Source organism: Paraglaciecola hydrolytica, from assembly GCF_001565895.1.
In the GTDB taxonomy this organism is placed as follows: domain Bacteria; phylum Pseudomonadota; class Gammaproteobacteria; order Enterobacterales; family Alteromonadaceae; genus Paraglaciecola; species Paraglaciecola hydrolytica.
In genome coordinates this window covers 770,321-795,437 of record NZ_LSNE01000005.1, presented here as the reverse complement: position 1 = coordinate 795,437, position 25,117 = coordinate 770,321, and the positions used below count along the sequence as shown (strand labels likewise).

General features: G+C 42.4%; 28 protein-coding genes. 15 read left to right on the top strand and 13 right to left on the bottom strand.

All coding sequences use genetic code 11. The annotated features are described in order from the left end of the window. Positions 1-2: 2 nt before the first annotated feature. The 8 genes from AX660_RS11525 to AX660_RS11490 all read right to left on the bottom strand — a co-directional run bounded on the left by AX660_RS11525 (position 3) and on the right by AX660_RS11490 (position 8,078). Positions 3-821, bottom strand: a complete 819-nt coding sequence (locus AX660_RS11525) for a MipA/OmpV family protein (protein ID WP_068376621.1) — start codon at positions 819-821, stop codon at positions 3-5. A 2-nt stretch (positions 822-823) separates the two neighbouring features. Beyond that, positions 824-1,390 (bottom strand): DUF3261 domain-containing protein, encoded by a 567-nt coding sequence (locus tag AX660_RS11520; RefSeq protein WP_157884328.1) that lies wholly within the window; start codon positions 1,388-1,390, stop codon positions 824-826. Further along, positions 1,387-3,669 carry an MMPL family transporter gene (locus AX660_RS11515; protein WP_068376615.1) on the bottom strand — a complete coding sequence of 761 codons (2,283 nt, stop codon included), beginning with the start codon at positions 3,667-3,669 and terminating at the stop codon, positions 1,387-1,389. The genes AX660_RS11520 and AX660_RS11515 overlap by 4 nt, the downstream gene beginning before the upstream one ends. A gap of 12 nt (positions 3,670-3,681) precedes the next feature. Continuing rightward, positions 3,682-4,221: an outer membrane lipoprotein carrier protein LolA gene (locus AX660_RS11510; protein ID WP_068376611.1), complete on the bottom strand. Its 540-nt coding sequence runs from the start codon at positions 4,219-4,221 to the stop codon at positions 3,682-3,684. A gap of 28 nt (positions 4,222-4,249) precedes the next feature. Further along, a complete protein-coding gene (locus tag AX660_RS11505) occupies positions 4,250-4,804 on the bottom strand; it encodes a COG4648 family protein (RefSeq protein WP_068376608.1) in 555 nt (184 codons plus the stop codon). Positions 4,805-4,806: 2 nt separating this feature from the next. Beyond that, positions 4,807-5,049, bottom strand: a complete 243-nt coding sequence (locus AX660_RS11500) for an acyl carrier protein (protein WP_106404059.1) — start codon at positions 5,047-5,049, stop codon at positions 4,807-4,809. Positions 5,050-5,175: 126 nt separating this feature from the next. Beyond that, the gene (locus AX660_RS11495; protein WP_068376603.1) at positions 5,176-5,952 is read right to left on the bottom strand and encodes a lysophospholipid acyltransferase family protein; all 777 of its coding nucleotides are present in this window, start codon (positions 5,950-5,952) and stop codon (positions 5,176-5,178) included. Positions 5,953-6,059: 107 nt separating this feature from the next. Then, complete coding sequence (locus tag AX660_RS11490; protein WP_068376600.1) at positions 6,060-8,078, bottom strand: NADPH-dependent 2,4-dienoyl-CoA reductase; 2,019 nt, start codon at positions 8,076-8,078, stop codon at positions 6,060-6,062. Between the two features lie 103 nt (positions 8,079-8,181). Between AX660_RS11490 and AX660_RS11485 the strand changes: the two genes are divergently transcribed. From AX660_RS11485 to AX660_RS11415, 15 genes are all read left to right on the top strand, one after another. After that, positions 8,182-8,844, top strand: coding sequence for a 4'-phosphopantetheinyl transferase family protein (locus AX660_RS11485; protein ID WP_068376596.1), 663 nt, complete (start codon positions 8,182-8,184; stop codon positions 8,842-8,844). A gap of 50 nt (positions 8,845-8,894) precedes the next feature. Further along, on the top strand, positions 8,895-9,647 hold the full coding sequence (locus AX660_RS11480) for a beta-ketoacyl synthase chain length factor (RefSeq protein WP_068376595.1): 753 nt from the start codon (positions 8,895-8,897) through the stop codon (positions 9,645-9,647). A gap of 237 nt (positions 9,648-9,884) precedes the next feature. Further along, a complete protein-coding gene (locus AX660_RS11475) occupies positions 9,885-10,139 on the top strand; it encodes a phosphopantetheine-binding protein (protein ID WP_068376592.1) in 255 nt (84 codons plus the stop codon). Between the two features lie 12 nt (positions 10,140-10,151). Further along, positions 10,152-10,397, top strand: a complete 246-nt coding sequence (locus AX660_RS11470) for an acyl carrier protein (protein WP_068376590.1) — start codon at positions 10,152-10,154, stop codon at positions 10,395-10,397. A 65-nt stretch (positions 10,398-10,462) separates the two neighbouring features. After that, on the top strand, positions 10,463-11,797 hold the full coding sequence (locus AX660_RS11465) for an AMP-binding protein (protein ID WP_068376588.1): 1,335 nt from the start codon (positions 10,463-10,465) through the stop codon (positions 11,795-11,797). Further along, a complete protein-coding gene (locus tag AX660_RS11460) occupies positions 11,790-12,140 on the top strand; it encodes an ApeI family dehydratase (protein WP_068376586.1) in 351 nt (116 codons plus the stop codon). The genes AX660_RS11465 and AX660_RS11460 overlap by 8 nt, the downstream gene beginning before the upstream one ends. After that, positions 12,137-12,883, top strand: coding sequence for a glycosyltransferase family 2 protein (locus AX660_RS11455; protein ID WP_068376584.1), 747 nt, complete (start codon positions 12,137-12,139; stop codon positions 12,881-12,883). Before AX660_RS11460 ends, AX660_RS11455 begins: the two co-directional genes overlap by 4 nt. Continuing rightward, positions 12,880-13,860 carry an LpxL/LpxP family acyltransferase gene (locus tag AX660_RS11450; RefSeq protein WP_068376581.1) on the top strand — a complete coding sequence of 327 codons (981 nt, stop codon included), beginning with the start codon at positions 12,880-12,882 and terminating at the stop codon, positions 13,858-13,860. Before AX660_RS11455 ends, AX660_RS11450 begins: the two co-directional genes overlap by 4 nt. Positions 13,861-13,968: 108 nt before the next feature. Next, the gene (locus tag AX660_RS11445) at positions 13,969-15,516 is read left to right on the top strand and encodes an HAL/PAL/TAL family ammonia-lyase (protein WP_068376577.1); all 1,548 of its coding nucleotides are present in this window, start codon (positions 13,969-13,971) and stop codon (positions 15,514-15,516) included. Next, complete coding sequence (locus AX660_RS11440) at positions 15,509-15,931, top strand: acyl-CoA thioesterase (protein WP_068376574.1); 423 nt, start codon at positions 15,509-15,511, stop codon at positions 15,929-15,931. The genes AX660_RS11445 and AX660_RS11440 overlap by 8 nt, the downstream gene beginning before the upstream one ends. A gap of 50 nt (positions 15,932-15,981) precedes the next feature. Then, complete coding sequence (locus AX660_RS11435) at positions 15,982-17,223, top strand: NAD(P)/FAD-dependent oxidoreductase (protein WP_068376571.1); 1,242 nt, start codon at positions 15,982-15,984, stop codon at positions 17,221-17,223. Between the two features lie 4 nt (positions 17,224-17,227). After that, positions 17,228-18,424, top strand: coding sequence for a beta-ketoacyl-[acyl-carrier-protein] synthase family protein (locus AX660_RS11430; RefSeq protein WP_068376568.1), 1,197 nt, complete (start codon positions 17,228-17,230; stop codon positions 18,422-18,424). Next, complete coding sequence (locus AX660_RS11425; RefSeq protein WP_068376565.1) at positions 18,424-18,885, top strand: ApeP family dehydratase; 462 nt, start codon at positions 18,424-18,426, stop codon at positions 18,883-18,885. Before AX660_RS11430 ends, AX660_RS11425 begins: the two co-directional genes overlap by 1 nt. Then, positions 18,882-19,607, top strand: a complete 726-nt coding sequence (locus tag AX660_RS11420) for a 3-ketoacyl-ACP reductase FabG2 (protein WP_068376562.1) — start codon at positions 18,882-18,884, stop codon at positions 19,605-19,607. Before AX660_RS11425 ends, AX660_RS11420 begins: the two co-directional genes overlap by 4 nt. Continuing rightward, positions 19,607-20,830 (top strand): beta-ketoacyl-ACP synthase, encoded by a 1,224-nt coding sequence (locus AX660_RS11415; RefSeq protein ID WP_068376560.1) that lies wholly within the window; start codon positions 19,607-19,609, stop codon positions 20,828-20,830. The genes AX660_RS11420 and AX660_RS11415 overlap by 1 nt, the downstream gene beginning before the upstream one ends. Positions 20,831-20,914: 84 nt before the next feature. On the opposite strand, the gene AX660_RS11410 is transcribed toward AX660_RS11415, so the two are convergent. From AX660_RS11410 to AX660_RS11390, 5 genes are all read right to left on the bottom strand, one after another. Continuing rightward, positions 20,915-21,499: a hypothetical protein gene (locus tag AX660_RS11410; RefSeq protein WP_068376558.1), complete on the bottom strand. Its 585-nt coding sequence runs from the start codon at positions 21,497-21,499 to the stop codon at positions 20,915-20,917. 97 nt (positions 21,500-21,596) lie between these two features. Continuing rightward, positions 21,597-22,616 (bottom strand): BtrH N-terminal domain-containing protein, encoded by a 1,020-nt coding sequence (locus tag AX660_RS11405; protein ID WP_068376557.1) that lies wholly within the window; start codon positions 22,614-22,616, stop codon positions 21,597-21,599. Further along, on the bottom strand, positions 22,616-23,017 hold the full coding sequence (locus AX660_RS11400; RefSeq protein WP_068376554.1) for a hypothetical protein: 402 nt from the start codon (positions 23,015-23,017) through the stop codon (positions 22,616-22,618). The genes AX660_RS11405 and AX660_RS11400 overlap by 1 nt, the downstream gene beginning before the upstream one ends. Next, complete coding sequence (locus AX660_RS11395; RefSeq protein ID WP_068376551.1) at positions 23,018-24,163, bottom strand: beta-ketoacyl-ACP synthase III; 1,146 nt, start codon at positions 24,161-24,163, stop codon at positions 23,018-23,020. Between the two features lie 8 nt (positions 24,164-24,171). Then, positions 24,172-25,086, bottom strand: coding sequence for a hypothetical protein (locus AX660_RS11390; protein WP_068376548.1), 915 nt, complete (start codon positions 25,084-25,086; stop codon positions 24,172-24,174). Between the last annotated feature and the right edge of the window lie 31 nt (positions 25,087-25,117).

The following is a 25,117-nucleotide window of genomic DNA, read 5'->3' as shown; positions in this document are numbered from 1 at the left end:
CATTATTCTCCTCGTTTGTTTGTCCAAAAAATCCATGAAAAGGCTATGCCAGCGCTAAGTTGATTGCTTTCAACCAGCAGAGGACTGGCTTTATTAGCCGCCTTACTTAGGTCAAAATATTTTGCATATAAACCTAACCAAAGTTGTTTATAACGCCAGGTTAAACCCGAAGATAAGGCCATGTTATTAATGCCTGATTTGGCTGCATAAAAAGCTCTGTCAAAGGTTTGGTAGCTTGAATCGACGCCATAATAATACTGGTGATAATGGCTATCCGCGTGGTCGATGGACAGCTCAGTATGTAATATCAAGTCACCTAGTTTGTGTAAACTTAAGCTATTATGCCACATCAGTCTGGTGGACGAATGCCAACCCACATCACTAAAGGAAGAGCTCTCAAAACCAATGGCTTTACGCACTTGCAGGGCTAGGGTGAGTTGTGGAGATAACTTATATTCTAATGCAGGGCCAAGCTCTCCGACCCAGCCTAAGTCAGGCATGTCAGCACGCAGTGAGCCAGTTCTACTTTTTACTGGAATAGCACCTGAGGCAGACAGAGATAACTCAAAAGGGCCAATGGTATACAACTGGTCTTTTAGGGTATTTTGCGCAATGGTCAGGCTGTCATCTTTATAATAGATATAGGGAAACGGCAGTACAAACTCGTAATCATCTGGCGAGCCTAAATATTCGGGTAATTGGCCTGCGGTAAAACCTGCGCCAACTTCCAATGTGTAGTCATCCTTGGCCTGTACTTTTAGGACGGATAAACACAATAGCAAGGCCATCGCGACTTGGTAATATAAAGTTCTGCCAGACATTGTTAATTCTCTAATTGGGTTTGCTGTAGGGTCAGAATATCTATTTGATAGTGATCGCGTAAATGGATCATTTGGCTATGTTGCTCTTGGTGTAAAACGCTAAATATTAAAACATCATGTAAATAAAACTCGCGTTTTCTATTATCTGATGGCGACAGCGACACCTTTAAACCGCTTAATCCTGCTTGAATATCTGTTAGTGGCCACACTGCTAATTGGTAAAAAGCGAGCATGATTTCTGGTTTGAGCTCGTTAAGGGCAACCTTACTTTCAACCGTTAACCCTGCTTCTACTGACCACCTCATGTTAAATAAAACTAAACCCGCGGGAGATAGGCCTACCATGGAGATGGTATTTTCTCTCAGCTCAGTTTGTAACAGCAATTCATGTTTGCCTTGGGCAGAAGTAATAGTCAGTTTTTGTAGGCTTGCTTGGTTGTGTAAAGCCGTTGGTATCTTTTGCAGATAATACTGACTGTATTGGTCAAGGGGGATGGCCGTATTTGAGTGATTAATACTTGAGCAAGCTGTGATTAACAACATAAGCAGAACAAGGAAGCCTAGTCTCATGCCTGGGCTTCCTTTTGAGTGAGTAAAGTAGAGGGCATAAAGTGGCACAACAACCAACCTAAACTCACCCCTAACAAAACGGTTAAACCAAATTGCCATATGGCTGGGGTATTACTAAAAACCATCATACCAAAGGCCAGTGCCGAGGTGGCGGCAGATAATAATATTGATTTGAGCACATAATTGACTTTGCCATGTTCCTTAAGAAAAACCACATAATCAACGTTTAGGGCCAAAATTAAAATACAGGCCAGTAGGTTAAAGATAGTCACATAACTCGATATCAAGACAGTGATAGCCAAGGCACTAAAGGCGGTTAATAAGGGAAACATGCCAAGGATCAAACCCTTACGCCAACCATAACGCAGGGTCATCAGTAGTAGTAGTGCCACTACCGCCATGGCTAAAAAGTACAAAATATAATGGCGTAACTTGCTTAGGGCTGCACTGTATTGAGCTGGTTTGTCGTAATAATTGATCTCAAATTCCAGCTGACTTTGCAGTTGTGCATAGAGCCTCTCATCTAATGGTCCCATATAACTTAATATGCCCACTGTCTCGTCTGCGTGTTCAATGAAAGCGGGATACAGTTGTTGAATGAAGGTGGGAAGTTTGTCTGCAGTCATCCATGACTTAGGTCTTGTGTGCAACATGTTGACAGTATTGTTAGACAGTAGCCCGACTATAGGACTGAGTTGGCCGTCTTCGATGCCACTTATTAACCATTGTTCATTGGCTTGTTGCGTGGTGATAGGTGGTAGCCATTGATCTATACCTCTTAGCTCATATTCAGCATTACTTAATGTATTTAGAGTGTGGCGTACCTTTTCAAAACGTTGTAGGACTTGTTGTTGATCCTTGCCACTGACGCTGATAAACCGCGGATATTGCAAGTTGCCCACCAATTTACTGACTTTAATTTCGTCATCTATCAGTGTTTGTGGGGTGCTATTAAAGATATTGATATTGTCTTCAAAATGCCACTGGGTGACAGCGGCTATGCTGCAAACAAACATAACACCAAGCACTAAGCTGAACATCTTGTTGCTTGTCCTGGGATGCTTGATTAAAGGCGATACCGTGACATTTTTGGCTGACCAAGAGCTTATCACCGTCAAGCCAGTGAAAATGGCAAATATCAGTCCCGCCCCCACAAAAACCGCCACTTGTTGCAACAGGGGTATGGGTAATAACAACAGTAAGAGGTAACTGAGTAAAGTCGTGCCCGCACCCATCAATAAGGCTGGAGTGATGTGTTTGGCTAATTCTGCTCCGTTTTTACCTGTGTATTTAGCTGTAAATAAAATATGGTAGCCATAATCCACGGCAATGCCGATTAAGCTAATGGCGAAGACCAATGACAATAAATGTATTTTGGCGAAGATCAGCACTAAAGCCGCCATGCCAGCCAACATTGAGGCACTTATTAACAGCACAATGCCTATCAAAGGGCGCAAGCTTCTAAAGCTTATTAGGGTTAGCAGTAATACGCCGATTAAGGATATGACACTGAATAACTGCATTTCAAATTGAGCGCGTTGGGTTACTGCGGCGCTGTGGAAAAGTAGCCCACTCTTAATGATGGTAACTGAAGGTGAGGGCTGGTGTTGCTGGAGTACTTGCTCGATTAATGCCACTGTGGAAACCACTTGATCTAACTGTACCGCCGAGGACTTAAGTTCCATAAATAAAGGATAATAACGTTGCCCTGCTTGCTCTATATAAAGCAGGTTGTCGTCTTTTTTCCATTGGCTATTGTGTAAGCGGGCACTAAACCAATCTGCCAGATTGAGTAAAGGAGCCTTGTTGATACTCAGTGACACTAGCGGATTAGAAGGTTGACTCAACATTTGCATATAGCGGCTGATAATAAAGCCATAGTTATTATTAGCTCTAGCAGCTTGCCCATCATTGCTGAGAAAGGCTAAGGGGTAGTCACTGTAAGTGGCAACTAAGGCTTGAATATCTAGTTTGTCGCTGGGATTAAGGCTGATTTGTTCACTTACATGCAATTTGACAATGGCGCTGTGTATTTGGCGTAAATAGGTTTTTGCTTGTTGCTGATCGCTATGTTGGATCAGTAAGAGGGCTTTATTTTGAAAGGGTTCACTGGCGACTTTGGTTAACAAACCTGCGTTGTCGCCAATATCCAATAAATTAAGTATATCAGCATCAAATTTAATCGAACGCTGCAAGGCATTATAAATTAATACTGAGATGAGTAGGATGGTGACGACTACCCAAGTGTACTGAAGGCGAGTTTGAGTCAGGTTAAACAATGAACTAAGTCCTTAGTTTTCTTGGGGATTACTGCTGGTCAGAATGATTTTGGTGTAATTTCCTGCTGGCTCATGAAGGATGATTTCTGTAATGACTTGGCCATCTAAGTGCACAGTGATTTTTTCTATTACTTGTGCTATTTGGGCGACTTTAGGCAGCAAAATCACTGAGTTTTCTGTTTGTTCAATCTCGAACTGTTGTTGCAATATTGCTGGCTCTCCACTGAAAATCGCCAGCAATAGTTCGCTCAGCTGTGAGTCGGTGGTGAGGCTTTTTAGACTACCATCAGGCTGAACTTCACTTACACCTTCACTATTAATGCGTATTTCACTCACCATGGGATAGTCAGTTTTCCAGCTCAACCCTGTGTTTTTACTGTAATGATAATGCCCTTTGGTGATAAAGGGTTGTGTTAATGCGGTGAGGTGTTTTTCTTGTACAAACTGGCCTGCTAATTCTTTATCAGTCGCCCACGAAAAACTCAATTCTACGGCCATAATGCTTTGAATATTAATCAGAAAAACCAAAGTTGCTGATAAAAGCCATTGCATAATTAAACATCCATTTTTGCGTTAAGGGTTATTGTGTCACTGGTTTATATTTATAGCGTTTACGTACCAACCATTCGATGGCACCAATTAAGCCCATTATACAGTACGACAGCAGGCCATTGTAAAAGGTCCATATCTCCATTGAACTAAATAAAGCGGTGTAAGCAGCAATGCCTGCATTGATGAAAAAAAACATACACCACACTAGGGTGACTTTGCGAGTATATGACACCGCGCTAGCGGGTAAGTTTGGTTCGGTGATCCGCGCAATGCGTTCGATTAAGCTTTGTTTTGACCATAAGGACTGAGCAAAAATGAACAAAAATAATAGGCTCATTGCCACTGGGTAAAACCGTATGCCATCGCTGGTATCAGTCAATAATGAATAACCTAATACTATGAGCATGCTCAGGGCAAAGAGCTTTGTTTGGTTTTTATTGAACAGAGTTGATTTGCCAAATTTCAAACGCAGTAATACAACAATGATAAGACCACCGGCCACTATACTGGGTGAGCCAACAGTCAAACCTAGATAAGCAATTAAGGGGTAAAGTAGCGCTAACAGACCAATAAAAATTGACAAGCCTAAGCTTCCATTAACTGCTGTAATTCGTCCACCACATCACCAACAGTACGTATTTGTTTAAAAGAGTCAGGCTCAATATCCAAGTCGGTTAATTCACGTAGTTTAACCATAAGGTCAATAGCATCAATACTGTCCAACTCAAGTTCTTCATATAAGTCGGTTTCTGGGGTAATCATATTTTCGGGTAACTCAAAATAGTTAACCAAGATGCCTTTCAGTTGTTGGTAAATGTCACTCTTCATATTCATTTTTTCCACAATATTGGTCGGACTCCATTCTTTTAGCCTGAGAATGGTTTAGCAATCTAATTAGTTAAGTCTGGAGGGGTGGATCTGGTCAGTCCAGAGTTATGGGCAGAAGTCTAACACCTAAGATGCAGAATCAAAATGGGCTAATTCATCTTCATACAAATGTTGTAAGTCTCGGGTTAGTTGCCGAACGGCCAAACTAATGTTGCCATCTGTATAGGAGGAGATATCAAACTCGTCTAATACTTTCAATTCTAGGTGAATTTGCCGAGGTGGGATCTTATACCAAGGCCAACCTTTGGTTAATGCAGGGGGGGATACTTTAATTAATACCCGCTGAAAATTGGCGCCAATACGTAAAGCTAGATTGGCCGCTCCGCGTTGAAAGGCTAATGCACTGCCCGGTTTAGTGCGAGTACCTTCAGGAAAGATGATTAAATTACTACCTTGCTGCAGGGAAAGTTGGCAATCCTCTATTAAGCCTTCGGGATTGGCGTTACTGATATAACCGGTATTTCGTAAAATGCCGCGAGTGAAGATGTTTTGCCATAGTGATTGTTTAACCACACAATCGGCATTACGAATTAAGGAAATAAGCACCACAACATCTATTAATGATGGGTGGTTGGCGATCACTATCTTACCTTTTAAATGTTTAAGTTTAGTGATGTCACTCGTCGTCACTTTGGTCACGCCAACAATATACATCAGCCATATAAAACCTTTAAATGTCACATGTACTGCATAACGACAGGCTTCTTTGCGGCGCATTTCATCTTGATGAATTAAGCGATAAACCGGTAACCAGAATAAGGCTAACAATATGCCGCCCAAGCCAAATACTGCGAAAGAAAATGCTGTAGCGAAAAAACGCCAAATTTTACTGATGTGACTCAAAGTTCCTGCTCCATCGTTTTATATTCTCCCTGTTTAACTGTTTTGCATAAATTTATTCACGATCATTTATTGAGATGTAGCTAAAGTCAATGATTGTTCAAGCCACTTTATATTTTGGCGGCTAACCATGCCGCTTCTTCAATGGCATTTTTTGCATCCAGTTTTAGCACTTTTTTGGCGCCACCAATCACATGTACTGGTTGCTTAAAATCCGTTAACTCATAAGTAATGTGGCTTAATTGCCCGGCACATACCACGATAGCATCCACATCTAAGGTCTTTTCTTCGCCACGTAGACTGAAAGTCAGCCCTTCATCAGAAATAGCCACATAATCTGCTCGCGATATCGTCTTCACACCTTGACGTTTTAATTCGCCTCGATGTATCCATACTGTTGTTTGGCCTAAACCTGCACCGGGTTTACGTATCTTACGTTGCAGCATGGTAATTTGTTTGTCGCTCAGAGTATTGTCTGTTGATTCACATAAACCACCACTGCTGGTATTGGCGTAGTCAATCCCCCAACGAGCGGCAAAATAGTCTCGTTGCTGACTTATAGACCACGCTTCTGTATGGGTAGCAATGAGTTTTGCCGCCACATCAAAGGCAATGCCTCCAGTGCCAATAATGGCGACTTTGTCACCTACTTTTGGCCCGCCTTCGATAAGGTCTTGATAAGCTATTACTTTAGGATGATTAGCGCCAGGAATAGTCAATTCACGGGCAATAGTGCCGCTTGCTAAAATCACTTCATCATAGTGAGCTAAGTCATTTATGCTTGGCTCACACAGCAGTTTTAGCTCTACAGTAGATTGCTGCAAAGTGGTATTGATATAGCGTAAAAACTCTTTGAACTCTTCTTTGCCGGGAACTTTAGCTGCAAGGTTGAGTTGGCCGCCGACGCGATTACTTTTTTCGTACAAGGTGACGCTGTGGCCACGTTGGGCGGCATAAATGGCAAACATTGCACCGGCTGGCCCGGCGCCTACCACCGCCAGTTTTTTAGCTTGACTGACGGCCTCAAATTTAAGCAGGGTTTCAAAACCAGCACGGGGATTAACCAGACAACTAGCAACTTTATTAACAAAAATATGATCGAGGCAGGCCTGATTGCAGGCGATGCAGGTATTAATGGTGTCGGCGCTATCGGCTTTTGCTTTATTAACAAAATGACTGTCTGCCAAAAAAGGTCTGGCCATAGACACCATATCGGCTTCGTTGTTAACTAATATGGCTTCGGCAATTTCTGGAGTATTAATGCGGTTGCAAGCGACAATAGGTATGCTTAAGTGCTTTTTCACCCGCGCAGTAATGCTACTAAAAGCCGCTCTAGGTACAACACCCGCTATGGTTGGTACACGTGTTTCGTGCCAACCAATACCACTATTGATGATATCCACACCTTCTTTTTGCAAGGCCAGGGCCAAGGTTATAACTTCATCAAAGTTACTACCTTGATTAACCAAATCTAAAATAGATAAACGAAAGATGAGTATAAAATTGTGGCCTAAACGTTGGCGAATGCGCTTGATGACCTCTAAAGGAAAGCGCATTCTATTTGCAAAACTGCCGCCCCATTGGTCACTACGCTGATTGGTATGCAAACAAATAAACTGATTTATTAAGTAGCCTTCCGAACCCATAATTTCAACACCATCATAACCTGCCTGCTTGGCTAGATAGGCGCAGTTTACAAAGTCTTCTAGCTGTTGCTCAATTTCTTCAGCATTTAGAGCATGGGGTAAAAAAGGCGTGATGGGTGCTTGAATGGCACTCGGGGCGACTATTTTGCTATGGTAACCGTAACGTCCTGCATGCAATATTTGCATACAAATTTTAGTACTAAACTGATGCACGGCTTGGGTGATAAGTTGGTGAGCGGTAACATGTTTGTGATCACTGAGTATGACTCGGTTTGGGGCTAAAATACCTGATGTATTAGGCGATACCCCACCGGTAATTATCAAACCAACGCCACCAGCTGCTCTTTCGGCATAAAAAGCGGCTAAGCGCTCGAAGCCATTCTGTTGTTCTTCGAGGTTGGTGTGCATGGAGCCCATAATGACTCGATTGCTAAGAGTGGTAAAACCCAAATTTAATGGTGATAATAAGTTGGGGTAGGGCATAAAACATCTGGTCTGCGGCACATCGTGGGAGTTTAACATGATTATTGAGAATGATAAGACAGTATCGATGTTCGCAATTTTGCAGTCTTAGGAGTTGAGGTTTTTGTCTGAGCCAAACGTTTATTTGTTTTACTGTGAACTTGAACCGTTCGCGGAAACACAACACATACCTTTGATCCTTAATGAAAAAGACCAGCAACGCTATCTTGGTTTTAAGGGTAAGGTGCGAAAACAGCAGTTTTTTATGGGGCGTTGGCTAGTGAAACAGGCTCTACTTGAGCTGCTTGGTCTACCTCTTACTCATGAATATGAATTGTTTGAACATCGTTATTGGCAAGTTCAACAACACAGCATCAATATCTCTATCACTCATAGTGGCCAATATGTTGCAGTGGCCTTGGCACTATTTCCTTGTGCTCTAGGTCTTGATATTGAACAGCACAAAACCAGAAGTTTTGCTGAATTAGTTGTGGATTTTGCCACGACGACTGAACAAAACATGCTTATCAATCATCCTGAGCAAACCAAACGATTTTATCAATTATGGACGGCCAAAGAGGCTTACTTTAAAGCGACTCAGTTGTCGTTTTCCTTAGTCAGCCAGCAAAATATGGTTGATTGTTTAGTACAGAATGAGGGCAATATTAGCGCTCATTATTTTCAAACTATAGAGTTAGACAATCCAAACTACAGTGGGTGTTTAATAAGTGCACAACCATTCATACTTAAACCCTGTCGATTAGTTTTTGACAACCTACCTAGTTGAACCTGACCCTCAGCTTTAGTAAGCTTCACGCATTTTAATAGGGATGTAATATGAGCCTAGCTTTTAATATTGCCAAATGTGTAGCTTGGGCTAGTGGTTTAGCAACGCCAGAAGATTGGTCCCGTTGGCAAAAAGGGCTGTTGGTTATGCAGGCAGAACTGGCTTTACCTCCCCTTGCAGATATCCCGGCCATGCAAAGGCGTCGTTTGAGTCCTTTTGCCAAAATCGCCCTACATTGCGCTATTGAAGCTAGCGGCAGCGCACAATCTGACATACCCGTTGTATTTTCTTCTCGCCATGGTGATTTACACCGTACCACTGGGCTGATTGAAGATATTGCACAAGGCAAGGATTTATCTCCTACCCAATTTGGTTTGTCGGTGCACAATGCTGCCGTAGGTCTATTTAGTATTTTTAGCGGGAATCAAGCGCCCATTTCGGCGATTGCCGCGGGGCAAAGTAGTTTTATGGTTGGCTTGATAGATAGTGTGGCCAAACTAAAGGCTAACAAATTGCCACGCATTCTTTATGTTTATTGTGATTTAGTTGTACCCGAGTGTTATAGCCAATATGTCGAGCATGACGTTTCAATTGGTATTGGTTTGTTGATCGAGGCTGCCCAAACCCCTTCGGCCATGTTTCAATTAACCCAGAGTCAAACTGAGGCTGCAACTCACAGTGATCATCAGGCTTTGGATTTTATGAAATTTTACATGGGCGATGAGACTCAGTATGTAGCGACAGTAAATCAACAATTGTGGCAACTAAACAGAAATGACAAGGTACAAAGTTCTGGGATTTAGGCGCAAATAAGCGAGTAACATTGCTTTGAATAATTGCTTATAAATCATAGCTTGATATGATTGGCGCTCCGCAGGATGGGGTGTATAAGGTGTAGCGTGTGTTTGTATAATTAGGTCAAAAATTGCTCTTGAAAAACTTCAATCCAAGTATGAGTGATTGCTTATTGCTAGTTAGATTCTGCTATTAAACGCTTGGTATTTACACTATTTAATTATTGTTAGAGAAAAGGAAAAAAGATGAGTGAACTAACTCACGAGATTAAATTACTGATCATAGAAGCGTTAGATTTAGAAGATCTTACCCCAGAAGAAATTGATGATGATGCGCCCTTATTTGTGGATGGACTAGGCTTAGATTCTATTGATGCACTAGAATTAGGCGTGGCGATCAAAAATGCCTACAATGTTAAAATTGACGGTAATACCGACGACAGTAAGAAACATTTCTATTCGGTTAAATCATTAAGTAATTTCATTCAGAGTATCAAGTAAGGTTTAATGTCGATGGATAACGAACAGATTTTAGCAATGGTCACCACGATCTTGGTCAATGAATTTGAGATTGACCAAGGGGATATAGTACCCAGCACAAATATTTATGAAGATCTGGATATTGATAGTATTGATGTGGTTGATTTGGTCGTTAGGTTAAGAGCTGAAACGGGGCGTTCAATAGAGCCAGAAAATTTCAAACAAGTCAGAACTATTGCTGATCTTATTGACGTTCTACATAAGTTAATTAATCAATAATATAGCTCTCATTTTCTCCAAGTAACAACTAGCAAACAGCGTCTCAAGGGAAGTAATAAAGACAAATGGAAGTAGCAGTCTACCAATTAGATCCCATGCAAATTAAGTTTGTTGATGGCCACCATAGCAATAAAGAGTGGGTAAATCTATTTGCTGGGTATCGCCAGCAGTTACTCAATATGGAGCAGCAAGTCTGGTTGTTATACGAGCCGGATACCTTTATTTTTTCAGCCTTATTTTATGCTTTGCTATCTACAGAAAAGTCTATTTTATTACCCCAAAATGCTCAGGGTGAGCACCTTCGCCAAGTAAAAAAAATGGCGCACGCCAGTATTGGTTGTGGGTCTATTGAGCCTGATATAGTTAGCACTCTTGATTGGCCTGAAGCAGAGGCTGACATCATAGAGATCAGTGCCAAGGCGGAAATTATTTTTTTAACGTCCGGCTCTACTGGGCAAGCCAAAATGATTGGTAAATATTATGAGCAGCTGCATATTGAGGTGGAGACCTTAGAGTCGACCTTTGCAGATGAAATTCATAATAGTGTTTTTATGTCGACTATTTCTCATCAGCATATTTACGGCTTGTTATATAAACTGCTATGGCCCTTTACTAAAAACCACGCTGTGGTGTGTCAGGCTTTTGAATATCCAGAACATATAGTTGCAAAAATTGAGCAGCAAAATTATATCAAAGTAAATTTGATTGCCAGCCCTGCACATTTACACCGACTTAAACTAGATAATATTTTGCTGGCGCAAAAAGACGCCATACATACAATTTTTTCCTCCGGTGGACCATTGGATGCCAGTTGTAATATTGCTTTGCAGCAACAACTGACTTGTCAGCTCATCGAAGTGTATGGCAGCACCGAAACGGGTGGTATTGCGTGGCGTAAAAGAGCATCTGAGCAGGACGAAATCTGGTGTACCTTTGTTGGCATGTCGGTTTCTTATCAACCAGATAGTGATTTGTTACTGTTGCAATCTCCTTATGTGCAGCAAGAAGAGTATGCTGCTGATGATAGGATTGAGCTACTCAGTACTCAGCAATTTCGCTTATTAGGGCGTGCCGATGACATCGTTAAAGTAGAAGAAAAACGCATTTCTTTAGACGAAGTGCGTTTGCGTTTAAAGCAGCATGCATTTGTAAGTGACGCCTATGTATTAATTGTCGGTCAGCAACGTAAGCAATTGGCGGCAGTAATTGAGCTAAGTGAGGAAGGGTTACAACGACGTCACAGCTTGACACCCCATCAGTTTAATCGGCAATTTCAAGTCTATTTAAGTCAGTGGTTTGAAGCGGTTACCCTACCAAAAAAATTTAGATATCCCCTGCAATTACCTTATAATGCCCAAGGTAAAATAAACCGCTTAACCATGGAGTCCTATTTTGACTGAGTTCGTACATCATGCTGAAATTTTGGCAGTGGATAAACAGCAAAATTCTCTTGATTTACAGCTCCTTGTTCCTGAAAATCTTTATTACTTTCAAGGGCATTTTCCTGCTGCACCGGTATTACCTGGGGTGGTATTAACCCATTGGGTTTTTGAATATATAACGCAGTATTTTGGCAAAAGTGCCCTCGAGTTTCAGGGTTTAAGTGCATTAAAGTTTCAAATTATTATTCGTCCGGGTTACCTGCTTAATCTTAAGTTGACCCAAGTGAACGAAACTAAATATAGCTTCAGCTTCAGTTCTGCTCATGGACAACATGCTTCCGGCAAGGTGTTGTTTGAGTGAGATCACAGTATTGTTTTGTCATTCCCAACTATAACCATACTCAGGCCATTGCACATACAGTCGATGACTTAGTCCAATATGGCTTGTCGATTATTTTAATTGATGATGGCAGTAATGTTGAGACACAAACTGTATTAAGTGAGATAGCCGCTAAAAATGCATTAGTGACGCTTTATCGCCGCGAGATCAATGGCGGTAAAGGTGCGGCAGTGCAAACGGGTTTGCAGTTGGCCCATCAAATGCAAATGAGCCATGCCATTCAAGTGGATGCTGATGGTCAGCATAATTTACATGATATCGCTCGTTTAGTTGAGTGCTCAAAACTTCACCCCCAAGCACTAATTAGTGGTCGGCCAGTATATGATGGCAGTATTTCTAAAGGGCGTTATTATGGCCGCTTTATCACCCATTTTTGGGTTTATATAGAAACCCTGTCTTTGAGTATTAAAGATTCCATGTGTGGTTTTCGGGTTTATCCGCTGGATGCCTATATGCAACTGGTGAATAAGGTAGCCTTAGGTAAGCGCATGGATTTTGATATTGAGGTGATGGTGCGTCTTTATTGGCAAGGGCTACAAGTTCGTTTCATCCCAACTAAAGTGCTCTATCCACCTGACGGTGTCTCTCATTTTATGGTGTGGAAAGACAATTGGCTTATTTCCAAGATGCACACACGTTTATTTTTTGGCATGTTGTGGCGCTTGCCTGTGCTGATTGCTCGAAAGTTCAGGAGTAGCAAATGAGCCGTCAGCAACATTGGTCAAGCATTAAAGAGCGTGGCAGTTTATTGGGTATCCGTACCCTAGTATTGATTTATAAAGTTTTTGGTAAAGGTCTATTTAAGGTCTGCTTTTGGCCCGTCATGTTGTATTTTTATTTGACTGGTGGGCAGGCTCGTAGCGGTATTTTAACTTATTGGCGACAGGTTGAAATAAGCCGGCATTCGCCACCTTGTAACCGTTTTATGCTGCATGTAAATGGTTTTAAGGTTTTTTTGACCTTTGGTATGGCCATAGTGGATAAGTTTGATGCGTGGTTGGGAAAAATTAATATTGCAGATATCGACATAGTTGATGAGCAATGTTACCAAAGCCTGACTGGCAGCGGTGGTTGCGTAATTTTGAGTACCCACCTTGGTAACATGGAGATTTGTCGGGCCATTTTCAGCTCAGGTGCAAACAAGAAAAAACTCAATGTTATTACCTACAATGAACATGCGCCTTCGTTTAACAATTTTCTCAAACGTATCAACCCCGATGCAGCGATTAATTTTATTCATATTAATAACTTTGGCCCAGACGATACCATTCAACTCAAACAAAAAATCGAAGATGGCGAGGCCGTGGTGATTTTTGCTGATCGTACCTCGGTGAATAACCCCGACAGTGTTGATTTTGTACCATTTTTGTCTAAGCCAGCCCCTATTGCTATTGGGCCTTTTGCTTTAGCGACCATTATGAGTTGCCCCGTGTATTTTATGACCTGTTTGAAAAACAGTGAGAGTGGTAAGTATCAGGTGCATATTGAAGAATTTGCTCAGCCTACCAAAGTAAAACGTAATGAACGCAAGGCGTATTTTAATCAACTGATGACAAAATATGCTGACAGGTTAAGCCATTATTGTTTATTGGAACCTTACCAATGGGCCAATTTTTTCGATTTTTGGCAAGGAAATGCCAGCACTGCGGCAGAACAGTCTGAGAACAAGAAAACGCAGTAATAGCTGTTGGCGATATATACATAACGTAGCCGTGATATAACGGTTTAAGTAGAATTTACTATTGGGTCACTGTGTACCTAATAACATTGGAAAATTGGAGTCGGTTAGATGGGATCAAACTTAAATGCGATTAGTTTTGGCGCTGGAAAAATCAACATTGACGATATCGTCAGGATTGCCAAATCTGACGAAAAAGTTGCCTTATCTAAGGACGCACTTTTTACCAAGAGAATTGATGAGGGAGTGCGTTTTCTCGACCAATTGCTCAAAGAAGAAGGCCATATTTATGGCGTAACAACAGGTTACGGTGATTCCTGCACCGTAGAAGTGCCCCTTGATCTAGTTCACGAATTACCTATTCATTTAACCCGTTTTCACGGCTGCGGACTTGGTAACTTCTTTTCGCCCGAACAGGGGCGGGCCATTTTAGTGACTCGTTTGGTGTCATTGTCGCAAGGTTATTCTGGTGTGAGCTGGGACTTACTCAATTTATTAGTGGCCATGCTCAATAACAATATCATTCCAGTGATCCCCGAAGAAGGTTCGGTTGGCGCCAGCGGAGACTTAACGCCTTTGTCTTATATTGCTGGTGCTCTCATCGGCGAGCGTGATGTGTATTATGATAATCGCATTATGTTAAGTGCAGAGGCCTTTGCCTTAGCCGGGCTAGTACCTATTACTTTGCGGCCTAAAGAAGGTTTGGCCATCATGAATGGTACTGCCGTGATGACCGCACTAGCCTGCACGGCGTATAGCCGAGCAGAATATCTTGCCAAGCTGATGACAAGAATAACCGCCTTGGCCAGTTTGGCCTTAAAGGGCAATAGTAACCACTTTGATGACATTCTGTTTAGTGTTAAGCCCCATCCAGGGCAAAACCAGATTGCGGCTTGGATCCAACATGATCTTAACCATCATACCCACCCGCGTAATTCTCAGCGTTTACAAGACCGATACTCTATTCGCTGCGCGCCACACATTATTGGGGTATTACAGGATAGTTTGCCGTGGCTCAGAAGTTTTATAGAGAATGAGTTAAACAGTGCCAACGATAATCCTATTATTGATGGCATTGGTGAACACGTACTGCATGGTGGCCATTTTTATGGTGGTCACATTGCCATGGCCATGGATTCAATGAAAACCTGTGTAGCTAATCTAGCCGATTTAGCCGATCGTCAAATGGCGACTATGGTTGATGTGAAGATGAATCACGGGTTGCCGTCTAATTTGAGTGCAGCAAAAGGTGATAGACGTTTTATTAATCATGGTTTCAAAGCCATTCAAATTGGTTGTTCAGCGTGGACAGCAGAAGCCTTAAAACTGACCATGCCGGCCAGTGTATTTTCACGTTCTACCGAATGTCATAACCAAGATAAAGTGAGCATGGGTACTATTGCCGCTCGCGATTGTTTACGTGTATTGCAACTTACCGAACAGGTAGCGGCGGCTACATTACTGGCTGCAGTACAAGGTATATGGTTGAGGATTGCCCAAGGTGAATTGGATAAAAGCTCTTTGACGCCAGAAATCCACTGCATGTTAGATGACATTGGCAGTTTCTTTGAGATGATCGATGAAGATCGACCCACTGATAAATTGTTACGCGAAACCATTGCTTATATTCAACAACAAAGATGGACTTTATATGCTTAATAAAGCCTTGTTAAGTGTCACTACAGAAATGGAAGTCCCCTTTTTTGATGTGGATTCCATGCGAGTCGTTTGGCATGGTAATTATGTTAAATACATTGAAGTGGCGCGTTGTGAATTACTCAAACTATTTGATTACAACTATCTGCAAATGGAAGAGTCGGGTTATATGTGGCCCATCGTTGACATGCGCTTAAAATATGTCGCCTCAGCCAGACTCAGTGATTGGATTGTGATTGAAGCAAGCTTAGTGGAGTATCAAACTCGCATACGTATTGACTACGTGGTGCGTGATAAAGAGTCGGGGAAAGTGTTAACCAAGGCCCACACTATTCAAGTGGCTGTTGATATTGCAAGTGGTGAGATGTCATTTGCCACGCCCCAATGTTTGTTAGATAAGCTGAGTCCTTTTTTATAAAGTAATCATGAACCGCGGTATGTGTACCATTTTTTGTATAAGGAATTGCTATGAGTAAACAAGAAGTCTGTGACGTTGTTATCATAGGCGCAGGCCCTTCAGGTGCAATTGCTGCATCGATATTAGTGCAAGCTGGATGGAATACCGTTGTATTGGAGCGTGAAACCTTTCCGCGTTTTTCTATTGGTGAAAGCTTGCTCCCTCATTGCATGGAATTTGTTAAAAAAGCCGGCATGCTCGATGCAGTGAATGAAAATGCCACCAAGCTGGGTTTTCAATTTAAAAATGGCGCCGCATTTTTTCGTGACGGGGCTCGTTCAGAATTTGATTTCGAAGATAAATTTAGTGAGGGCCCAGGTACCACTTTCCAGGTTAAACGTGCCGCCTTTGATAAGGTGTTGGCCGACCAAGCGGCTAAATATGGTGCCGATATACGTTATCAACATCGCGTAGATAATGTGGTCACCACTGAAGACAGTGCCACGCTGACAGTCACCGGCCCTGAACTTAGCTATGAGTTAAAAGCTAAATTTGTGCTTGATGCCAGTGGTTTTGGGCGTGTATTGCCTCGTCTATTAGACTTGGAAGTACCCAGTGATTTGTTTCCAAGAAAAGCAATTTTTACCCATTACAAAGACAATATTGCCAAAGACGCGCCCTTTGACCGTAATAAGATACTGATCACTGTGCATCCACAAATTGAAGATCTATGGTATTGGCTCATTCCGTTTTCCGACGGCACTTGCAGCTTGGGGGTAGTGGCGCGCCCCGAATGTTTTAACGATACCCAGAGTTTAGAAGATCAGTTAAGAGCCTTTATCAATCAAGATACTAATTTGGCCTCTTTGCTCAGTGAGGCAGAAGTGCTGCAACCAGCAAGAATGATCGGTGGTTATTCGGCCAATGTGAAATCTTTATACGGTCCAAGTTACGCCTTATTAGGTAATGCGGGCGAGTTTCTTGATCCGGTCTTTTCCTCAGGCGTGACTATTGCTATGCGTTCGGCCGTCAGTGCTGCAGAGTTAGTGACTCGCCAATTAAAGGGTGAAAAAATAGATTGGCAAAAGGAATATGCTGAACCTTTGCAAAAAGGCATTAACGTGTTTAAAACCTTTGTGACTTCTTGGTATGACACCAGTTTTCAAAATGTGATCTTTTTCCAATCTGAAGGCGCTGAAATTAAACCCATGATCACTTCTATATTGGCTGGTTATGCCTGGGATGAAAAAAATCCCTTTGTGAAAGATGCCCACCGAGGTATTCGCATGCTTACCAAGCTGTGTGCGGATTAGTTTAATGAGTGACAAGAGCCAATATTCCGAGCAATCAGCTTTATATATTAATGACTTAGGGCTGCTTAATGCCTTGGGTGATGATCTTGCTAGTATCAGCTCGCAGTTATTTGCCGGTTCACAGCAAGGTTTTGTGCTACGTGATGATTTGTTAAAAGACGGCAAGGTTTATGTCAGCCAAGTGTCGGCAGACTTGCCCACTTTAGCCAGTTACCCGTCACATTTTAACAGCCGCAACAATCAACTCGCCTTGCACGCTTATCAACAAATAGCCGCAGCGGTGGAAAGCTTAAAACAAAAATTGGGTGCGCCACGTATTGGCGTTATTTTGGGCACCAGTACCTCTGGTATTGCCCAAGGTGAAGAGGCCATGTCTGCTAAGTTTAAGCATGGGGCATTTCCAGTTGACTATGATTATCGAGTGCAAGAAATGTCGAATGTGGCTGAGTTTATTAGTCATATTGCTGATTTACCCGGCTTGAGTATGACGATTTCAACTGCCTGTTCGTCTAGCGCTAAATCCTTTATCACTGCGGCCGAGATGATAGAAGCCGGTATAATAGATGCGGCTATCGTCGGTGGAGTTGATTCGCTGTGCGCCATGACGGTGAATGGTTTTAGTGCTTTAGAATCAACCTCGGCAGGGATTTGCAAACCATCCAGCATTAATCGCGATGGTATCAATATTGGTGAAGGCGCGGCTTTGGCTGTACTGAGTCGAGAAAAATCAGCGTGGCGTTTTTATGCTGGTGGAGAGTCCAGTGATGCTCATCATATGTCGGCTCCTGAACCCTCGGGGCGTGGTGCGATAGAGGCCATGCAACAAGCCTTAGACAAAGCACAATTAAAGGCCGAGCAAATTGATTATATTAATTTACACGGCACGGCCACCCCTAAAAATGATGCCATGGAAGCGCAAGCGGTAAGTCAGCTTTTTCCTCATCGGCCCTTTGTGAGCTCGAGTAAAGGTTGTATCGGCCATACTTTGGGTGCCGCAGGGGCGACTGAAATAGCTTTTTGTTGTTTGGTATTGCAACAGCAAAAACTGGCTCCCCAAGTATGGGACAACATGCCAGACCCTACTATGCCAAGCCTTAATTGGGTAAAAGACACTGAAGCGCAAGGACAGTTGCGCTATTGTTTAAGTAATTCTTTTGCCTTTGGTGGCAATAACGTCAGTTTAATCGTTGGATTAGAATAATGAATACCTACCCCATTGAGCATGTGCTACCACACGCACATCCGATGATATTGCTCGATAGTTTGCTGGAATTTTCCGCTACTACGGCTGTTTGTGCTGTGCGTATTGCGCCACACAGTAATTTTTATAATCTAGAGCGTAATAGTGTGCCCTCTTACGTGGGGTTAGAATATATGGCACAAACTATTGCCGCTTACGCCAATGTACTAAAATTGGAAGAGGGCGGTGTAGTGTCTTTAGGTTTTTTGGTTAGTGCGCGTAACTACAGCGCCCGTGTAAGTGAATTTAGTCAGGATGCCGAACTTATTGTCAGCGTTGAATTACTGCTCAAAGAAAGCAATGGTTTAAGTGTTTTTGATTGCAGAATAATGCAACAGGATGAGCTGTTAGTGGACGCAAAAATAAATGTATTTGAGCCCGACGATCCCGAACAGTATTTATTGGAGCAAGCCGCAAAATGAAAAAAAGAGTCTTAGTCACCGGATCCAGTAAAGGGATAGGTAAAGCCGTTGCTCTGCGTTTGGCACGTGATGGTTTTGATGTCACTGTACATGGTCGTAATGATCTGGCGGGTGCACAACAAACCGTTGCTGAAATTCAGGCCTTAGGTGCTAACAGCTATTATTTGTTATGTGATGTGGCAAATCGCCAGCAGTGCCGTGAGGTATTTGAAGCTGATATTGAAAAAAATGGCGCCTATTACGGCATAGTGTGTAACGCTGGTGTGACACGAGACACCGCTTTTCCGGCCATGACAGGTGAGGAATGGGACACGGTGATCCACACTAACTTAGATGGGCTTTATAATGTTTTACATCCACTCGTACTGCCTATGGTGTCTAAACGTCAAGGTGGCAGAATAGTAACTATGGCCTCGGTTTCTGGAGTTATCGGCAACCGTGGACAAGTAAATTATAGCGCGTCTAAAGGTGGGGTGATTGCTGCTACTAAAGCCTTATCCTTAGAGTTAGCTAAACGTAAAATTACGGTCAATTGTGTGGCGCCAGGTTTGATTGATACAGGCATGACAGACGAACTGCCCATTGATGAAATAGTCAAAATGATCCCCTTAAAACGTGTTGGGCAAGTACATGAAGTGGCAGGCACAGTGGCATTTTTAATGTCTGACGATGCTGCCTATATTACTCGCCAGGTTATATCGGTTAACGGTGGAATGGCTTAATGAAACGAGTCGTAGTAACGGGCATGTCAGTGGTTAGCGCCTTGGGTGACACTTGGCCTGAGTTTGAATTGAACCTGCGCAAAAAGCAAAATGCTGTGGTGCATATGCCTCAGTACTTAGATGTCAAAGGATTACATACTCAGTTAGCTGCACCCGTGCCCAATTTTGTTAAACCCAGCCATTACAGTCGTAAAGAGACCCGCTCTATGGGTAAAGTGTCGTTAATGGCCACCAAAGCCACTGAACAAGCTTTGCTACAAAGCCAGTTACTCGGTAATGAAGTGCTGACTAATGGTGATACTGGTGTGGCTTATGGCTCGTCCATTGGCTCCACTCCTCCCATTGTGGCTTTTGGTGACTTATTAAAACATCAAGACATGTCTGGCATCACGGCCACCAGTTATATACAAATGATGGGACATACCACGGCGGTTAATATTGGCGTGTTTTTTGGTATTAAAGGCCGCATACATACCACCAGTTCTGCCTGTACTTCAAGCTCACAAGGTATTGGCTACGCTTATGAAGCCATTAAATATGGCAAGCAAAAAGTCATGATTGCTGGTGGAGCCGAAGAATTGTGTGTTTCGGCTGTAGCGGTATTTGATATTTTATATGCGACCTCTACAAAAAATAACACACCTCAATTAACCCCCCGTCCATTTGATGTCGAGCGTGATGGTTTGGTGATCGGCGAAGGCGCGGGCACCCTAATACTGGAAGAGTATGAACATGCCGTTGCCAGAGGGGCGACTATTTTGGCTGAGATTGTTGGTTTTGGGACTAACTCCGACGGTTTACACGTTACTCAGCCTCACAACGAAACCATGGCAGTCGCCATGCAGCTTGCCTTAGATGATGCTAATTTACCTGCCAGTGAGATAGGTTATGTTAACGCTCACGGTACTGCTACCGACAAGGGTGATATCGCAGAGACGACAGCCACTCAGCAGATCTTAGGTAAAAACAAACCAATCAGTAGCCTAAAAAGTTATCTTGGCCATTCTCTTGGGGCTTGTGGTGCGATTGAAGCCTGGGCCAGCATTGAAATGATGAATCGCAATTGGTTTGCTCCCACGATACAGCTCGAGAACGTTGATCCATTATGCGGTGAATTGGATTATATCGTTGGTGATGGGGCTCATATCGACACCAGTTATGTTATGTCGAATAACTTTGCCTTTGGTGGTATTAATACCTCGTTGATTTTTAAGCGTTGGTAAGTCAGTTCTAATACAACATCACTTTTTTAAAAACCAAGCAGACGAACATCTGCTTGGTCTTATTGGTACAAATCGAGGTGGCGATTAACGGATTGCTTTCACAATGCCTTTGTCATCAAAATCAATGGCTTTGCGGCCCCACTTGTTAGCCCAGTACATCCAAGTGCTGGTGTCTAAAGATGGATTAGCGTGGATAGGGGGGCGACCCATAGCAAACATAATCCCTTCTTTGGTCATACCGACTCTAGGTATCCCACTTTTTATCCCGTCTTGATCTTCTTTGCTCAGTGAGTTTACTTTTGCTTGATCACATTTATCACCAAAGTACTGTTTGAAGTTTTCTTCTAAAGATTGACCAGCACCTTTGGTATGTTTATCCCAGACATAACTGTAAGTAACACCATTGTAGATAAACTCGATTTCTTTTGAGCCAATGTCATCGATTTTTACTTCTGCACACATGGGCAAAAGGTCAGGCAATTGATAATTCATGGCGTACAGTACTTTGCGTTTCATGTCGGGGTGTAAGTTGACTAATGCAACCATGGTTGAGCCTTCTTTGAATCCAGTACTTTGTTCGGCTGTCGCCACTAAAGAATAGCTTGTTGCCAGAGTGCCAACCGCTAAGGTAAGGGTGCGCAACAACATTGATTGAAATGGTAACTTCATTTTTTAGTCCTTTTTAAAGTTTAGTTAAGGTTGTTTATCTCGCTGATTTTAGCAAAGCAAAAAATAAACGTGTTTTAGGTCAAAACGCCTGATGGCATCATGCCAATGCCTTAAGGGATAACAATTTATTCTGCAACTGTTTTTCCATTTCAGCACATTTTATTAATACCTCACTTATATGGTTAAGTGAAATAGATTTTCTATCCTTACAAAATAATACTGCTTGAATGGCAAAGGTACGCCATTGATCGCCAATGTCAGTAGTAAACTGGGCGACTTCAAACAACTGCTGATCATCAAGCAACTTAGACGCTTCATCTAAAAAGCTGGCAAACATAAATCTAAAACCTGCGCCACCGGTGCCAATCTCTTCTTGCATACGAACAATATGGCCGAGGTACAAACGGGCATATTTGCTAGGCTTTTTGTCTAATTCACGGATCTGTTTGGCCAGATAATAGATACCCTTAACCCCAAAAAAGGGAATGCCAGGTATAGGCAAGCCATTCATCATTTTGGCGGTTTTTTTAATACTCTTATAGATCAGTGGGCGCAAATCAATGTTCTGTGGTATTTCGCCTAGGATGTACATCAGCCCTTTGGGCGCTAATGCTCCTTTGGCAAATCTGGCACGTTGCAGACTTTGTGCTGAACAAGTGACCACATCTTCAAATACAGGATCGCTGATCAGATAGTCGCCCTGAGTATTTTTGCCATACACAGTGAGATTATGCGCGTTGAAATGAAAACGCATGTCTTCAGGAAAATAAGGTAACCAATATACTGAGGTTTGCAGACCCACAATATGGCCTTGTGCTAAGGCTTCATCTAAAGCTTGCATGCCTTTTTCTGGATTAGAAAATTTTTGTGTTTTAAGTTCAATATTAAGTTTTTTGGCTACCGTTTTGATGATGGTTTTGGGGGGCATACGATAGGCGATTAGCGGTAAGCCACCTAATTTAATAAAAGGCAAATAAGCAAACGTAAGGGCCGATGCTAGGCCGAAGGCCATGGGCTCGGACATGGCAAAGCCTCTGCTACTGAGCATATTGGAGACGACACCCGATTCACAATGAGAAGATTGGTGGTGTACTAGATGATTAATTATTTCACTCATTAAAGCTCTGGAATATTTGTTAATTGTGCAACTGAAATAGAAAAAACCGCGCAATAGATGTTTAATTTACGTGGTTTTAAACGACGAAACACCGCGGGTTTTAAATGGCGGCGAATTTGCCACTTAAAAAAACCGCTGGCCTGAGCTAAAGACGTGACATCTAAGCGATGTTTGTACATGTGATAAGCCAAAGGCGAAGATAGACCGGCCTTTACCTGTGCGTGTGCCTCGAGGCATTGTTGGTGTAGATCCTCAACCGCCATTTGCGTGGCAAAATTTTCAACTTCCCAGCCACTTGAGGTTACTTCAGTGTAATGACCACTTTCATCCACGGCATACAGTAGTTTTTTGTGGCCACTATAGCTCGGACTGTGATCTTGTGGCACCTGCTCGGTTTTCATTTACACTACCGTTAATTGCATAAAGGCACTGGAGAAACGGCCACTTTCTGGGATATAACAGAGTAGGCGATTGCCCACTCGCAACTTAGATGAATGGAACAATTCTTCTAACATAATAAAGATTGAGGCTGAGCCCGTATTGCCTTTTTCAGTTAAATTGGTAAACCACTTTTCAAAAGGAATTTCAAAGTCGATGTTAACTAAACTTTGGTAAACCTTTTCGCGAAAGTAAGCCGATGAATAATGGGGTACAAAATAATCCACGTCAGCTTTATCTAACTGGCGTTTGGCAATAATGCGTTTTAAGGTTTCTTCTACAGTGATTCTGACGATGTTGTCATTTAACAAACGTACGTCTTGTTTGACTGCCATGATGGATTGTTGATCTCTTTCTTGCGGTGAATAGGCCGTCCAACTTGTTAAGCTACCATCAACTTTTTCGCCTCCGGCATACATGCAAGCCTCTAACTCATTGGCAAAAGAAAAGCTGTCTATCCAATCAATACGCAATGAAATACCTGCTGTATTTGGCTGATTGCTTAATAACGCCGCACCTGCACCATCGGATAACATCCAGCGCAAAAAATCTTTTTCAAAGGCGACTTCTGGATGCTCTTCTAATAAATCAACTTTATGCTGGCGCTCACCCGTAAAATTACGCGCGTGCATCATGGCGGAGGCTATTTCGCTGGCAACTACCACACTCTTTTGGCTTTCACCTGCTTTTATATTTAGATAGCCATATTTTAATGCAGTCACCCCACATAGGCATACTCCTGCAGTGGATACGACTTCACAGGGCAGATTTTTAAGTTCGCCATGTACCATGGAAGCATGATTAGGTAATACTTGATCGGGAATGGACGATGAGGCTACCAAACAATCAATGGAAGCTAAGTCGTTTTGATCCTTAAATAAACCGCGCACAGCTACTGCCGCCAATGCTGCATTAGTATAATTTTGTTCACCAGTCGTGGGATCAATGGCGTAATAACGTTGTTTAATACCGTTGCTTCTGAGGATGACGGCACGCGCGCGAGATTTTTTATCGCCAACTTTGCCTAGTAACTCTTCCATTTCACTGTTGCTGACTGCGCTATTGGGTAATGCGACCGACAGATTATTAATATAAACCCGATTTTCCATTATTTTAATTACTCTCCTGACGGCTCTGCAAAGTATTGCTTTTGTTGCTTAATTTTATCTTTAGTAAAGGGGGAAATCAGTTTTTTAAGTAAGGCACTGATAGGGACTACTGTTAATATCAGGATAATTAAAAAAGTGACATAAACCATTAAACCCAGAGCGCGGCGTTTGCTTTGCTGCGGACCTATTTTACGTAATATTTTTGACCAAATTTTAAAACTATGACTTGCCACTTTTTCACTGGCAATGAGTTTTTCATTGATTTTCACTGCGCCTAAACCTTGTAACATACTCTGGGTTAGAGGCGTCTCATCTTGTTCTAAGCGAAGTTTGATGGCATCACCAAAACGATGAGCATTCAAAATATCTTGTTCGCCCACACCAGCAGGAGGGATCCAGGATACAGGTTGTTTTTTTCCCGTTAACATCCATAAGGGAGTGGCTAAAAAACTGAAAAATGCACCACAATCATCACTTAATACTACATTGTCTAATAAAGGGGCCTTAAGCTGTTGCAACATGTTTTTGACTTTCTCTTGGGCCATTAACCACATGCCACGACAACCGAGGACGGTTACCACAGGTGTATTTGCAAATATTTCTTTGGCTTGCTCAGATTGTAAAAATGAAGCTATAGGCAAAGAGGGAGAAAGATACCAAACTTGGTATGATAAAATAATCAGGTCATAATTTTGGTATTTCGTTTTTACATCTTCTATTTCAATCGTTTCCATCACCACGGTTTCCGGAAAAATGCGGAAAAATTGCAAAAAAGGCCACGGAAAGGGAAAAGGTTTGCTTGGAACTATATTAATTGCTTCCAATTCAATCTGCGTGGATTGGCTAAGCGGGGCGCAAATGGATTGCAAAATTCGCGAGAGTTGGCCCGTTTGAGAATAGTTAATTGTAAGCACTTTACGCATAGAATGGATTACCAGATTGTCCCTAAAAGTT

Bases quoted from the DNA above. Each gene is read 5' to 3' on its own strand.
- AX660_RS11525 (WP_068376621.1), bottom strand. From the start codon at position 821: ATGTCTGGCAGAACTTTATATTACCAAGTCGCGATGGCCTTGCTATTG.
- AX660_RS11520 (WP_157884328.1), bottom strand. From the start codon at position 1,390: ATGAGACTAGGCTTCCTTGTTCTGCTTATGTTGTTAATCACAGCTTGC.
- AX660_RS11510 (WP_068376611.1), bottom strand. From the start codon at position 4,221: ATGCAATGGCTTTTATCAGCAACTTTGGTTTTTCTGATTAATATTCAA.
- AX660_RS11500 (WP_106404059.1), bottom strand. From the start codon at position 5,049: ATGAAGAGTGACATTTACCAACAACTGAAAGGCATCTTGGTTAACTAT.
- AX660_RS11490 (WP_068376600.1), bottom strand. From the start codon at position 8,078: ATGCCCTACCCCAACTTATTATCACCATTAAATTTGGGTTTTACCACT.
- AX660_RS11480 (WP_068376595.1), top strand. From the start codon at position 8,895: ATGAGCCTAGCTTTTAATATTGCCAAATGTGTAGCTTGGGCTAGTGGT.
- AX660_RS11475 (WP_068376592.1), top strand. From the start codon at position 9,885: ATGAGTGAACTAACTCACGAGATTAAATTACTGATCATAGAAGCGTTA.
- AX660_RS11470 (WP_068376590.1), top strand. From the start codon at position 10,152: ATGGATAACGAACAGATTTTAGCAATGGTCACCACGATCTTGGTCAAT.
- AX660_RS11465 (WP_068376588.1), top strand. From the start codon at position 10,463: ATGGAAGTAGCAGTCTACCAATTAGATCCCATGCAAATTAAGTTTGTT.
- AX660_RS11450 (WP_068376581.1), top strand. From the start codon at position 12,880: ATGAGCCGTCAGCAACATTGGTCAAGCATTAAAGAGCGTGGCAGTTTA.
- AX660_RS11445 (WP_068376577.1), top strand. From the start codon at position 13,969: ATGGGATCAAACTTAAATGCGATTAGTTTTGGCGCTGGAAAAATCAAC.
- AX660_RS11440 (WP_068376574.1), top strand. From the start codon at position 15,509: ATGCTTAATAAAGCCTTGTTAAGTGTCACTACAGAAATGGAAGTCCCC.
- AX660_RS11435 (WP_068376571.1), top strand. From the start codon at position 15,982: ATGAGTAAACAAGAAGTCTGTGACGTTGTTATCATAGGCGCAGGCCCT.
- AX660_RS11430 (WP_068376568.1), top strand. From the start codon at position 17,228: ATGAGTGACAAGAGCCAATATTCCGAGCAATCAGCTTTATATATTAAT.
- AX660_RS11425 (WP_068376565.1), top strand. From the start codon at position 18,424: ATGAATACCTACCCCATTGAGCATGTGCTACCACACGCACATCCGATG.
- AX660_RS11420 (WP_068376562.1), top strand. From the start codon at position 18,882: ATGAAAAAAAGAGTCTTAGTCACCGGATCCAGTAAAGGGATAGGTAAA.
- AX660_RS11415 (WP_068376560.1), top strand. From the start codon at position 19,607: ATGAAACGAGTCGTAGTAACGGGCATGTCAGTGGTTAGCGCCTTGGGT.
- AX660_RS11410 (WP_068376558.1), bottom strand. From the start codon at position 21,499: ATGAAGTTACCATTTCAATCAATGTTGTTGCGCACCCTTACCTTAGCG.
- AX660_RS11405 (WP_068376557.1), bottom strand. From the start codon at position 22,616: ATGAGTGAAATAATTAATCATCTAGTACACCACCAATCTTCTCATTGT.
- AX660_RS11400 (WP_068376554.1), bottom strand. From the start codon at position 23,017: ATGAAAACCGAGCAGGTGCCACAAGATCACAGTCCGAGCTATAGTGGC.
- AX660_RS11395 (WP_068376551.1), bottom strand. From the start codon at position 24,163: ATGGAAAATCGGGTTTATATTAATAATCTGTCGGTCGCATTACCCAAT.
- AX660_RS11390 (WP_068376548.1), bottom strand. From the start codon at position 25,086: ATGCGTAAAGTGCTTACAATTAACTATTCTCAAACGGGCCAACTCTCG.